9 protein-coding genes are annotated in these 12,719 nt (G+C 62.5%); 6 read left to right on the forward strand and 3 right to left on the reverse strand.

Annotated features, from left to right (window positions below):
• Positions 1 to 38 precede the first annotated feature (38 nt).
• The 5 genes from ACE03M_RS00180 (at position 39) to ACE03M_RS00200 (ending at position 6,732) form a co-directional block, all read left to right on the forward strand.
• Positions 39 to 935 carry a universal stress protein gene (locus tag ACE03M_RS00180; RefSeq protein ID WP_485932030.1) on the forward strand — a complete coding sequence of 299 codons (897 nt, stop codon included), beginning with the start codon at positions 39 to 41 and terminating at the stop codon, positions 933 to 935.
• Between the two features lie 12 nt (positions 936 to 947).
• Positions 948 to 2,456 (forward strand): MocR-like pyridoxine biosynthesis transcription factor PdxR, encoded by a 1,509-nt coding sequence (gene pdxR, locus ACE03M_RS00185; protein WP_485932031.1) that lies wholly within the window; start codon positions 948 to 950, stop codon positions 2,454 to 2,456.
• Between the two features lie 156 nt (positions 2,457 to 2,612).
• Positions 2,613 to 4,004, forward strand: a complete 1,392-nt coding sequence (locus ACE03M_RS00190) for an aspartate aminotransferase family protein (protein WP_485932033.1) — start codon at positions 2,613 to 2,615, stop codon at positions 4,002 to 4,004.
• A gap of 10 nt (positions 4,005 to 4,014) precedes the next feature.
• Entirely contained in the window at positions 4,015 to 5,100 is a 1,086-nt protein-coding gene (locus tag ACE03M_RS00195; RefSeq protein ID WP_485932035.1) for a phosphotransacetylase, read from the forward strand.
• 51 nt (positions 5,101 to 5,151) lie between these two features.
• A complete protein-coding gene (locus ACE03M_RS00200) occupies positions 5,152 to 6,732 on the forward strand; it encodes an APC family permease (protein ID WP_485932037.1) in 1,581 nt (526 codons plus the stop codon).
• A 127-nt stretch (positions 6,733 to 6,859) separates the two neighbouring features.
• Here ACE03M_RS00200 and ACE03M_RS00205 read toward each other — a convergent pair whose 3' ends face one another.
• The 3 genes from ACE03M_RS00205 to ACE03M_RS00215 form a co-directional block, all read right to left on the reverse strand.
• Positions 6,860 to 8,509, reverse strand: a complete 1,650-nt coding sequence (locus tag ACE03M_RS00205; protein ID WP_485932039.1) for a cobaltochelatase CobT-related protein — start codon at positions 8,507 to 8,509, stop codon at positions 6,860 to 6,862.
• 68 nt (positions 8,510 to 8,577) lie between these two features.
• Positions 8,578 to 9,528 (reverse strand): AAA family ATPase, encoded by a 951-nt coding sequence (locus ACE03M_RS00210; RefSeq protein WP_485932042.1) that lies wholly within the window; start codon positions 9,526 to 9,528, stop codon positions 8,578 to 8,580.
• Between the two features lie 40 nt (positions 9,529 to 9,568).
• Complete coding sequence (locus tag ACE03M_RS00215; protein WP_485932044.1) at positions 9,569 to 10,393, reverse strand: IclR family transcriptional regulator; 825 nt, start codon at positions 10,391 to 10,393, stop codon at positions 9,569 to 9,571.
• Positions 10,394 to 10,582: 189 nt separating this feature from the next.
• On the opposite strand from ACE03M_RS00215, the gene xsc reads away from it, so the two are divergent.
• Complete coding sequence (gene xsc, locus ACE03M_RS00220; protein ID WP_485932046.1) at positions 10,583 to 12,403, forward strand: sulfoacetaldehyde acetyltransferase; 1,821 nt, start codon at positions 10,583 to 10,585, stop codon at positions 12,401 to 12,403.
• Positions 12,404 to 12,719 lie beyond the last annotated feature (316 nt).

A 12,719-nucleotide genomic window follows, 5' to 3' on the forward strand; every position in this document is an offset into this window, starting at 1 on the left:
ACGCCAGATGCGGAACGATTCAGGTCGAAGGAGACTGTATGCGATACGTCGTCGGCATCACCATGGACAATCGTGGGCGCGACGCGGTTTCGCTCGCTCTCACTCTTGCCCAGTCGACGCTTGCGCATCAACACATCGAGCTCGACTTGGTCCACGTACTCCGTGGTGTCCCGCCTGAACAGGCCGGGTCGAAACCGGAATGCGAGTATCAGAAACTCTGCCTCGAAGAGGCTGAGCAATGGATGGCCAAAACGTACGATCTCGTCCCGAAGACCATCCGGTCCACGACAAGTGTCCATTTCGCTGATTCCATGGCCGCGGGTCTGATCGACAAAGCCACGTCATGTCCCTGCGACCTCATCATCGTCGGCGCGGCAAGCCACGGCCCGTTGAGACGCTTCACCATCGGGTCGGTGGCCAACGCCCTCCTCCATTCCTCTCCCGTTCCGGTCGCTTTGGCTCCCTCGGGCTATCTGCCGCCCAGCCGTCTGACGCGTCTGAGCTGTGCTCTTGGCATGCGCCCCGGCGCCGAGGTGGCACTCAACGTCGCGACCCAGTCCTCAGTGCTCCATGACGTACCCCTGCGGTTGATATCTCTCATCGCTCTGGACTCCCGCACCGAGGACGTAGAGGGGACCGACGCTGCCCGCGACCATGCGAAGAAGCTGCTCCTGCGAGCTTCCCAGTCCGTCGAAGACGCCACGGAAGTCATGGTCGATGTCGCGCTTGGCCGATCCATCGAGTCGGCCATCGAGAAATTGACCTGGGATGATGGCGAGATCGTCCTCATCGGTTCGAGCAGATTGGCCAAGAACCGCTCGATCTTCATGGGAACGACAGCCAATAAGATGCTTCGGAGTCTGCCGGTTCCGATGGTCGTGGTGCCCCGGTATCACGCGGCCGATTTCATCTCAGACAATGGAATCTCCATCTGAGTTGCTGCAGACATGACAACCTACGACGAGCTTCCAGACTCTGCGCACAGCCCACCAGCCCTATCTCCGATCGAGATCTCGTTGGAGTCGGATGAGCCGCTCTACCGCCAGTTGCGTCGGGCGCTTGAGCATCAGATTCTCTCCGGTGTGCTCAACCCGGATGTCGCCCTCCCTTCATCTCGCGCCCTGTCGCACGAACTCGGGCTCTCACGCAATACGGTCAATGCCGCAATCCAAGAGCTCGTCGCCACCGGCCTCATCGAGGCTCGCCCTCGCAGTGGACATTTCATCAACACCACCCTGCTCAACAACGGATCGAAGAAGCTCGACAGGGCTCGACTCTCCGATGGGTCCATCGATTGGGAGTCCAAGATCCGTGCGATTCCGGATAGGAATCTTCCGGAGATCACCAAGACGAAGAACTGGCAGTCCTACCCCTACCCATTCGTCGCCGGCCAGGTCGATCCGGATGAATTCCCCAGGCTTGCCTGGTCCCGAGCCCTGCGCACTGCTATGGATCCCGAGCACCTGCCGTTCTCAGTCCGCGATGCCATCGATGAGGACGACCCGCTGCTTACAGAACTGCTGTGCCATCGCGTGCTGCCGAGCCGCGGCATCCATGTCAGCCCCGAGAATGTGCTCATCACCGCGGGATCCCAACAGGGACTCGACCTTCTGGCCCAACTGCTCGTCGGCCCCGACACCACCGTCGGCGTCGAGGACCCAGGCTACGTCGATGCCAAACACGCCTTCACCCGCGTCGGCGGCCAACTGGTCCCCCTGTCGGTCGACGCTCAGGGAATGGTTCCACCCTGGAAACCGCTCGACATCGTCTACGTCACTCCCAGCCATCACAGCCCCACCAATGTCACGCTCGATCCATCACGCAGACTGCAGCTGCTGACACGCATGCACGAGACCAACTCACTCATCATCGAAGACGATTACGACTCCGAGTTCCGGTACAGGGGCAAACCCACCCCTGCGCTCAAGGCGCTCCCCCATTCCGACCACGTCATCTACCTAGGATCCTTCAGTAAGTTCCTCGCCCCCGGGCTCCGGCTGGGCTACATCGTTGCGGAGCCGGAGCTCATCGAACGTATGCGGACCCATCGGCGCTATTCCATCCGCCACGTCCCGGGCCATACTCAGCGAGCCATGGCGCTGCTCATCGATTCCGGACAGTTCCATCGCACGATCTCACGCCGACGAACCCAGCTGCGGAAGAAATGGGAAACGCTGACCAGCGCGCTCGAGGAGCATCTGCCTTGGGCCGTGCCGTTCCCCGCCGGAGGCGTCAGCGTGTGGATCCAGGCACCGCCGCAGCTCAACTGCCGCGAACTGGCTGAAGAATGTCTGCGCCGAGGCGTCGTCATCGAACCCGGAGATCCCTTCTTCCTCTCACCCGAGGACAATCTCAACTTCTTCCGCCTCGGTTTCGCCGCCATCGACCTCGACTCCATCGAGCCCGGAGTCCTTCTCCTCAGCGAGGCCATCGCTTCCCTCCTCGACCACGACTGAATGCTCGAACCTTCTGGTACCAAAGAACTCGCAACGGACTGGGACTTCAATGGGAGCCAGATTGCCGAGAGAGTGATGACAAGCACACCAAAGACGGAGTGCCGGAGTCGGGACGCCTCGACGTACCCGACCCGAAAGTGAGAATGGAGGGTTCGCGTGACGATCTCGGACTATGCAAATCGTGCCCAGCAGCATCTTTTCCCCCACTTCACCACTGGGAAGGTGTGGAATGACGAAAGTCTTCCGATCATCGTCGAGGGCAACGGGAGTTATCTCACCGACGAACGAGGCGATCAGTACCTCGATGGGCTGGCCGGACTGTTCTGCGTGAACATCGGCCACGGACGCCAGGACATCCCCCAGGCCGCCTACGAGCAGATGAGCAAACTGGCGTACTGGACAAACTGGGGCTCAGCCCACCCTGCGGCCGTGGATGCCGCAACTCTCATCGCCAGCCATGCCCCCGGCGACCTCGACACGGTGTTCTTCGTGAACTCCGGGTCGGAAGCCGTGGAATCGGCTGTCAAGTTCGCCCGCCAGTACCACCGCTCCCAGGGACAGCCCGAACGCACGAAGATCATCGCCCGCAACATGGCCTACCACGGCACCACTCTCGGTGCTCTCGCAGTCACCGGCATCCCGGCGTACAAGGAGCCCTTCGGCGACCTCATGCCGGGAGTCTTCCATGTACCCAACACGCTCGACGAAGAAGTCCCGGCAGGAGGCACCGCTGCTGATCTGCCCTCAATCCAGGCCATCAGGGAACTCATCGAACGCGAAGGTGGCGACACCTTCGCAGCTCTGTTCGCCGAACCTGTTCAGAACTCGCGCGGTGCCCTCGTCCCACCGGCCGGCTACTGGCAGGAGCTGCGGAAGATCTGTGACGAACACGGAATCCTCCTCGTCGCAGACGAAGTGATCACCGGCTTCGGACGCCTCGGCGAATGGTTCGGGTCGATCAAGTTCGATGTCATCCCCGATCTCATCACCTTCGCCAAGGGATCCACCTCGGGCTACCTGCCCCTCGGTGGGGTCATCATCCGCAAACCGCTGGCCGATGCGCTGCTCGACTCCCCCGATGCCGGGGCGTTCACCCATGGTGCCACCTGGGGCGGCCATCCCGTCGCGACTGCGGTCGCGACAGCAAACCTCACGGCTCTCGCCGATGAGAACGTGCCGGGCAATGTCCGCAGCCTCGAACCCTATTTCCAGAACGGGCTCGATCGGATCACCGACTCCTATCGATGCATCAAGGAATACCGCGGCGCCGGGTTCTTCTACGCCATCGAAATGATGGCCGACCGCGACACGGGAACCGAACTGAGTCCCGAAGCCGCCCAGTCGGTGCTCACCGAGGTGATCCCGAAGGCGATGAAGGAAGTTGGTCTCATCACCCGCCCGGACAATCGCGGTGCGACGATGCTCGTCCTCTCACCGCCGCTGGTTGCCGACCAGGCCGTTCTCGACGACCTGCTCGACAAGGTCGATCACGTCATGGGAGCCGTCGACAAGCGCGTCGGCGTCTCGGCGCTGTCTGCGGCCGTCTGAGGATCGCACCATGTTGAAGACACCGGCAGCACGCAGTCGAACGGACCCCGTCACGGCACTTCCCGAACCCGACCCGGATGAGGTCGAGATCGACCCCATGCTGCTCGAGCGGGTGCTCGGTCTGTGCGAAAACGGAACCCGCCCGACAGTGGTTCTCGCGGAATCCCACGATGACCGCATTCTCCGTGCTGCCGGTGTCCTCGCCGAGGCGGGGCTGCGGCCCGTGCTCATCGGCGACCGGGACGACGTTCTGCGTCGCGGAGAAAGGCTCGGCGTCGCGAGAGTCGACGAGTGGAGGGTCGACGATCCCGCAGATCTTGCGGCCGGAGCCCCTGGAGCTCGGATTCGGCGCAGTGCGGCGAGCAAACACCGCGATCTGACCGAAAAGTGGCTGCACGACCCCGTGTTCCTCGCGGCCGCCGCGGTCGCAGAGGGTGCTGCCGACGCGGCTGTCGCCGGCGCGGATCGTCCGACCGCCGAAGTCATCAGGGCCGGGCTGGCCATAGTCGGGCTCGCTGCGGATTCGACTGTGCTCAGTTCGTCATTCCTCATGAAGCTGGCCGATGGACGGTATCTGGGGTTCGGCGACTGTGCCGTCATTCCCGTGCCCGATGACGAACAGCTCGCCGCGATCGCCGTCGCCACCGCTCGAACCTTCGCCGCGATCACCGGAGCCTCACCCTCTGTGGCGATGCTCTCCTTCTCCACGGCCGGCTCTGCCCAACACACCGACATCGACAGAGTCCGTTTGGCCACACAGCGGATCCGCAGCACATTTCCCGAACTCGATGTTGATGGCGAACTGCAATTCGATGCAGCGATCGTCGAATCGGTGGCGAAGTCGAAGGCTCCGGACTCCTTGGTCGCGGGACATGCAAATGTGCTTGTCTTCCCGAATCTGGCCGCCGGCAACATCGGTTACAAGATCGCCGAGCGCCTCGCCGGGGCGCACGCCTTCGGGCCGCTGCTTCAAGGTCTGGCGGCTCCGATCAACGACCTCTCCCGCGGGGCGAGCGTGTCCGACGTCGTCAATGTCGGCCTCATCACGTGCCTGCAGGCACTCACCCCGGCCGCAGCGACTCAGCCACCGGGCTGAGAACCCACCACGGAACCCACGTTCACAGAGTAGTGACGAAAGTTAGGTGCCATGTCGAAATCAATAGAGAACCCCAGTCCGAACATCACGACCACACCGTCTGGTCCCGGTGACGGCGAGCAACCCGAGAGAATGGCGAAGACGCTCAAACCGCGTTGGGTCTTCGCCATCGCGCTCGGCTCCGCAGTCGGCTGGGGTGCCTTCATCCTCCCGACCGACTGGTTGGCGATGGGAGGCCCATTGGGAACCCTACTCGGATTCTCCATCGGCGCGGGGCTGATGCTCATCATCGCCGTCAGCTACGGATTCCTCATCCGCACCTTCCCTGTCTCCGGAGGCGAACTGGCCTATGCCCTCATCGGCTATGGACGTGTCCATGCGTTCTTCGCCGGGTGGTTCCTCACACTCGGCTACGTCTGCATCGTCGCGCTCAACGCTTCGGCGCTGGCACTGCTGTTCCGCAAGATCATGCCTTCGGTCATCGAACAGGGCTATCTCTACACCGTGGCAGGCTGGGACGTCTATCTTCCGGAGATCCTCATCTCCATCACAGCGCTCGTCGTCTTCGCAATCCTCAACATCCGCGGTACCGCTCTGTCGGGCCGGATCCAATTCTGGGCCTGCGTAATCATGATCATCGCGGTCGCGGCGATCATCATTTCGGTCATCGCCAGCCCGACGACGCACTTCGGCAATATGTCACCGGCTCTGCCAGACGGAGTCAACCCGATAGCTGCCATCATTGCGATCGTCGCCATCGCCCCCTGGGCTTTCATCGGCTTCGACAACGTCCCACAGGCTGCCGAGGAGTTCGACTTCTCCCCTGCCAAAGCTCTGCGCCTCATCGTCCTAGCGATCGTCAGCGCCGCCGCTCTCTATATGGCGATGATCGTGGCGGTGTCGATGGCCGAACCGTGGCAGGCACTTGCGAGTTCTGGATCCGCATGGGGCACGGCCGATGCGGTCACCGGCGTCATCGGCGGCTCGGGGCTCCTCCTCCTCGCTATTGCGATCACCATGGGCGTGAGCACGGGTCTCAACGGCTTCTACGTCTCAGCAAGTCGAATCCTGCTGGCCATGGGCAGAGCCCAGATGATTCCACCAGTATTTGCCCGACTGCACTCGAAGCACAAGACCCCACATGTCGGCATCATCGCCGTGCTGCTCGTCTGCCTCATCAGCCCGTGGTTCGGACGTGCGGCACTGACCTGGGTCGTCGACATGTCCTCGATCGGTGTCACCATCGCCTACCTCTACACCTGCCTGTGCGCCTTCAGGATCTTCCGGCCCACCCGCGAAGCGCAGGACCCCGAGGCTCTGCCGGGCATGTACTCGACGACGAAGAAGGTTCTGTCCGGTGTGGGCGCGGTGATTGCGATCATCTTCATGCTCCTTCTGCTCGTTCCAGGCTCTCCAGGTGCGCTGGGCAAGGAATCGCTCATCGCCCTGGCTGTGTGGATCGCCATCGGCATCGTCTTCTTCCTCTCACGCATTCGCCACAACAGGAAGCTCACCGATCACCAAGTCGATCGCCTCGTCCTCGGTGACGACCGTCCATCTGTCACCCGCTTCAGCGAGCGCGCCGAGATGCGTCGCCATGGGGCGCTGACAACGGAGAACGGAATCGCATAGGGGGAAAATTCCCACGCGATGAGATCGGCCCGCTGTTCACGGCAGCGGGCCGATCATCGATGTGTGCACTGGAGCCGATCATCGTCATGTGCAGCAGTCGGGGTCTCACCGACTGAAGCGTCAACGCTCAGCGTCTGAGAACTGCGCGGAGGGCGTCAACGATTGCACGTACTGATGCGGCATTCCCCACATCCTCGGCGTCAACTTCGACGCCCACGGGATAGAAAAGACTCGGATCCGTGCCGACGCCGAGTCCGATGACTCCGATATCACCGGCTCGACGAAGACGGGCCACTGTCGCCTCGAGGTCCCGGGCCAGGAAGTGCTCGTCGTTGGCCTCTCCGGTGGCCGAATCGGCAGGCAACCCGTCGCTGATGACGACCACAGCGGACTTCGCAGCCTGCTGGCTGCGCAGTCGGTCGACGGCCCACCGCAGGCCCTCGGGATCGATTCCTTCGCGGAATAACGAGGTTTTGAGGATCCCACCCAGGTGGGTCCGTGAGCGGCGCCATGAGGAATGTGCTGCCTTGAGCACGATGTGATGAACCTCGTTGAGACGGCCGGGATCGGCGGGAGATCCCGCCTTCTTCCAGTCGCGTCGCAGGCGGCCGCCGCTCCACGCATTCGTGGTGAATCCGAGGATCTCCGTACTCACGTCCAGCCGGTCGAGGGCGGTGACGATGACATCGAGGAGCGCACCGAGCCGCGCCGCATGCGGTTTCATCGACCCCGAGAGGTCGAGCAGGAAGGTCACGGCGCAGTCTGTCTCGGGCCGTTGAGAGCGTCCGCGGAACACACGGGGGTCTCCGGGAGAGGTCAGCAGCCGGGTCAGCCGTGAGGAATCCAGGATGCCTTCGTCGGCATCGACTGCCTCGTGGACATCTGTGACATCGTCGATGACACTGTGCAGGCGGCTGACGACGGAAGCCAGCGGCACCGCGAGCCGGGCAGCCTCCTCCGCGATCGTGCGACGACCGCTGCGCAGACTCTCGGCCCTGACCAGATCGGTGATGTGGGATGTCCTGTCGAAGCTCGTGTCCCAGATGCGATACCCGTGAGCGACATGAAGGCGACCGCCGGTCGAATCCGGGGCAGGGGCGAACAGCTCCTCACTGACGTCGAAGACGAGGGGCAGGTTCACCTTCGCTCGACGTTCGCGCGCTCCGGTCAGTGTGCTCTCCCGATCTTCGAGGGCGATGATCCGACCGGCGATCGTGCGGGCCAGGTCACGGGCCACCTGGGCGAAGGCATGCTGGTCGTGGCGTGTCGCTTTCAAAGATGGCAGAAACGGACCAAGATCAGCCGAGAGCTCGAATCGGGCCTCTTCGATGAGGTCGGACTCGACTGGTGTGATCGGTTCGCGAGTCAGGGCGGCCCGAGTGATGAGGATGACCGTGAACAGCAGCATACCCAGATGGGTCTCATGGAGTCGGCTGCGCAAGTACTCACTTCGCCAGTCGGCATGGCGCAGCGACAGATTTGCCCGGACTCCCGACTGCACCGCCAAGGACTCGCACCGACACTGTTCGAGGATTTCGACTAAGAGACGTTCCTCTCTGGCATCGGGCAGCAGTGCCCGGTGCACCTCCAGGTCGCTGAACCTACGACGCATGGCCATCGCATCCGTGGCTCCTCGCAGCGAACCTAGACCGGACGTGCGCGGATTCGGGTAGAGATGAGGGGCGTTCATCGGCAGCGTCCCTCGGAAGTCGACCGGGCGATGCGCCCACAGATCGACTCCGGGATCGCCACTCAGCGCCCTGAATACTGAGGCCATCCGTTTCTCCAGCATGGCCTCTTCGCGGTGGGAACGACCCTCGGACGACAGCGATCCGAACTCGGTCATCAGCTTGCCGCAGCGACATCGCTGACACGCAGCTCATCGCCGAAGCAGCGCTGATAATATTCCGCGACGAGTGGGTACTCTGAGGGATCACAGCGGTTGAGGAAGGAGAACCTGAAGGCGAGTTCCACGTCGCCGAAGATCACCGAGTTCTGGGCCCAGGAGATGACTGTGCGCGGCGACATCAGTGCGGAGACGTCCCCCGCGGCGAATCCGCTCCGTGTCAGGGCCGCCACCTCGATCATCATCCGCACTCCATCGGTGCCGACAGCTTCCGCGGCTTCGGGCACCTGTCCGGTGACGACGAGGAACTCCTCGACAGGGTCGAGGTAGTCGAGTGAGGCGATGATATTCCAGCGGTCGAGTTGGGCCTGATTGAGTCGGTTGACTCCGTGGTAGAGACCGTTGATGTTGCCCAGGCCGACGGTGTTGGCCGTGGCGAAGAGGCGGAAGTCCGGATGCGGGCGGATCACTCGGTTCTGCTCCGTAAGGGTGAACAACCCGTCGCGTTCGAGCAGGCGCTGGATGATGAACATGACCTCAGGTCGGCCCGCATCGTATTCGTCGAAGACGAGAGCCATGGGCCGGGTCAGTGCATAGGGGATGACTCCCTCTTCGAAGGCCGTGCGCGGCTGACCGTCTTCGATGACGACCTGATCCTTGCCCACGAGGTCGGCGCGCGATATCTGTCCGTCAAGGTTGACGCGCATGAGCGGCCAGTTCAGACGCGCCGCGATCTGCTCGATGTGAGTCGACTTCCCCGTCCCATGCAGGCCTTGGACCAGCACTCGTGAGCCATGGGCGAACCCGGCGAGGACGGCTCGGGTGACCTGCGGATCGAACCGGTAGTTCTCATCGATGTCCGGAACCAGGTCATTGTCGTCGTCGAGAACGGGCACCGGCATGTCTGCATCGATGCCGAACATGTCTCGAATCGTTGAATCGTCGGCCATAGTATGCGCCGTCCTTTCGCAGTCCGTGAGTATCTGAGGTTCAGGCCGAGGATGCGGTCGCATCGTCGCGATCGATCTCGTTGAGAACGGCCATGCGTTTTGCTGCGGCACGAACCACAGGCAGGAGTTCGACGAGGTCGTCGATCGACTTGCGGATCACGGGAGCCTGGATCGCCAGAGCCTGATTCGAGCGTCCGATATCTGTGGGGATGAGCACCGCCAAGCAGACGAGTCCCTCAAGGTACTCCTGCCGGTCGAGGGCATAGCCGAGCTGACGGACCGAGCCGAGTTCCTCATCCAGCACGTCGGGGTCCGTGACGGTGTTCGCGGTGAAGGCCCTCAGCTGCGCACTGGTGAGAAGCCTGCGACGTGGGGTGTCTCCGTATTGCGAGGTGATCATCTTCCCACTCGCCGAGGCATGGATGGGCACCCGGCTGCCGGCCTCGAGATGCACCCGCAGCGGGTGGGAGGTCTCCACACGATCGAGGTAGATGACGTCATTGCCGGAGACTGCAGTGAGGTTGCAGCTCTCACCGACCTCTTCGGCCAGTTGAGTCAGAATCATCCTCCTCGCGCCCTGCCGAGAATCGTTGAGAAGAACGTCCTCTGCCATCCGTCTGAGCCGGGCGCCAGTGCCGTAGTGGCGTCCATCGCTGTGCCGAGCGAGCAGCCCTGCACCCTCGAGCTGCTGGAGCATGCGATGCAGAGTGGGCTTGGGCAGGCCCGTCTGCACGACCAGGGCCTGCAGTGTGAAGATCTGGTCCCGGGTGGAGATGAACTCCAGCAGGGACACCAGCCTCAGCGCAGGAGTCTCACCCGCAAGCGAGAGCCCCTCGTCGATCGTCGGCTCTGCTGTGTCATCCATGCTCGTCCTCCCATCCCCTTCGGAATTGCGTTGTTCCGAATTATCATACCAAACGAAATCTTTTTCGGAACTCTGTTGACACGGCAGATACCGAACACTAACGTCAAACATGTTCCGCTTTTCGAAGTGATATGAACACAAATCCGAGACCACAAGGCAGTGGTCCGACGACGAACAGGAGACGTTGCGATGACGGAACTGGCCGATCGAACCGACAAGGCAGCACTCAGCGAAGCTGCGAAACCACAGAAGATCACATCGTCCGAAGCATTCGTCGAAACGATGGTGGCCAATGGCGTCACCGACGTCTTCGGCATTATGGGCTCAGCGTTCATGGACGCGATGGACATCTTCGCTCCCGCGGGCATCGATTTCATCCCCGTGGTCCACGAACAGGGCGCGGCACACATGGCGGACGGCTACGCCCGTGCTTCGGGCCGACATGGCGTCGTCACCGGGCAGAACGGGCCAGGCATCTCGAACTGCGTGACGGCCATCGCTGCCGCCTACTGGGCGCACTCCCCGGTGGTCATCGTCACTCCGGAGGCGGGAACGAATTCGATCGGTCTCGGCGGATTCCAAGAGGCCAATCAGCTGCCGATGTTCCAGGAGTTCACGAAGTACCAAGGACATGTCAGCAATGCGACCCGCATGTCGGAATTCACGGCCCGCTGCTTTGATCGGGCGAAGTCGGAGATGGGCCCGGCCCAGCTGAACATCCCCCGCGACTACTTCTACGGCGAATGCTCGGCTGAAATTCCCCAGCCGCAGAAGATCGATCGCGGCGCAGGCGGGGCCGAAAGCCTCGAGGAAGCTGCTGCGCTGCTCGCCTCGGCGAAGAATCCGGTCATCGTCTCCGGCGGCGGCGTTGTCATGGCCGATGGGGTCGATGAGTGCATCGCCTTGGCGCAGCGCCTCGGCTCCCCAGTGGTCAACAGCTATCAGCACAACGACTCGTTCCCGGCCAGCCATCCGCTGTGGGCAGGTCCGCTGGGCTATCAGGGGTCGAAGGCCGGGATGACCTTGATCAATCAGGCCGATGTGGTCCTCGCACTCGGCACCCGCCTCGGACCGTTCGGCACACTGCCCCAGTACGAATTCGACTACTGGCCCACGAATGCCAAGATCATCCAGGTCGACGCCGATCAGAAGATGCTCGGTCTGGTCAAGAAGATCGATGTCGGCATCTGCGGCGATGCCAAGGCCGTCGCCGAGGAGCTCCTCGCCCGGCTCAACGATCGCGACGTCGCCAGCGATGCCACGAAGGAGCAGCGAGCAGAGCTCATCCGTGCCGAGAAGGAGGCCTGGGAGGCCGAACTCGATTCGTGGACCCATGAGCGCGACGAGTTCTCCCTCGACACCATCGACGAGGCAGAGAAGGAAGAGGGCACCTGGCTCCATCCGCGACAGGTTCTCCGCGAACTCGAGAAGGCGATGCCCGCCGATGTCATGGTCTCGACCGATATCGGCAACATCAACTCGGTCGCACACAGCTATCTGAGGTTCGAACGCCCTCGCAGCTTCTTCGCCCCGATGAGCTTCGGCAACTGCGGCTATGCTCTGCCGACGATGATCGGAGCCAAGCGCGCCGCTCCGGAGCGTCCCGCCATCGCCTACGCCGGCGACGGTGCTTGGGCCATGAGCATGGTGGAGATCCTCACCGCAGTCCGGCATGACATCCCGGTCACCGCCGTCGTCTTCCGCAACCGGCAGTGGGGAGCGGAGAAGAAGAACCAGGTGGAGTTCTACGGCCGTCGATTCATCGCAGGTGAACTGGACAACGGTGAGAGCTTCGCTGCGATGGCCGAATCGATGGGCGCCGAGGGAGTCGTCGTCGACCAGCTCGACGATGTCGGGCCTGCCCTGCAGAAGGCTGTGGAGGCACAGATGAACGAGGGCAAGACCACCGTCATCGAGGTCATGTGCACCAAGGAACTGGGAGATCCCTTCCGCCGCGACGCTCTGCGCAAGCCGGTTCGCACGCTCGACAAGTACAAGGACTTCGTGTGAGGGTCTGACCCTTCAGGAGTCTAGCCTGTGGAGATGTTCGGGCACCGACGACGCTAGAGTTTCGGTGACCGAACACCTCCCGGGACACTCGACATCCTGTCCCCCGGATCACAAGGTGTCCCCGATTGAGCTGCCACCACCTCTGCCAGCCTCGGCAACCGCACATCGTGACCGATTCTTCTGACCCAGCCTCATCAGTGCATTGATGTCGAGGCTTCCCCGTTTCTACTCTCGCTGTCCCGTCTCGGTGGTGGGATGAGTGCCGGAGGCGTTCCTAGACCAAGCCGAAGCAGTCGGCCAGAGTCGTAACGATCCG

This window comes from Brevibacterium sp. AGC70 (assembly GCF_057334195.1).

What these genes read in the sequence shown, in the direction of transcription:
- xsc (WP_485932046.1), top strand. Translation starts at nt 10,583, where the DNA reads ATGACGGAACTGGCCGATCGAACCGACAAGGCAGCACTCAGCGAAGCT.
- ACE03M_RS00180 (WP_485932030.1), top strand. Translation starts at nt 39, where the DNA reads ATGCGATACGTCGTCGGCATCACCATGGACAATCGTGGGCGCGACGCG.
- pdxR (WP_485932031.1), top strand. Translation starts at nt 948, where the DNA reads ATGACAACCTACGACGAGCTTCCAGACTCTGCGCACAGCCCACCAGCC.
- ACE03M_RS00215 (WP_485932044.1), bottom strand. Translation starts at nt 10,393, where the DNA reads ATGGATGACACAGCAGAGCCGACGATCGACGAGGGGCTCTCGCTTGCG.
- ACE03M_RS00200 (WP_485932037.1), top strand. Translation starts at nt 5,152, where the DNA reads ATGTCGAAATCAATAGAGAACCCCAGTCCGAACATCACGACCACACCG.
- ACE03M_RS00195 (WP_485932035.1), top strand. Translation starts at nt 4,015, where the DNA reads ATGTTGAAGACACCGGCAGCACGCAGTCGAACGGACCCCGTCACGGCA.
- ACE03M_RS00205 (WP_485932039.1), bottom strand. Translation starts at nt 8,509, where the DNA reads ATGGCCTCAGTATTCAGGGCGCTGAGTGGCGATCCCGGAGTCGATCTG.
- ACE03M_RS00210 (WP_485932042.1), bottom strand. Translation starts at nt 9,528, where the DNA reads ATGGCCGACGATTCAACGATTCGAGACATGTTCGGCATCGATGCAGAC.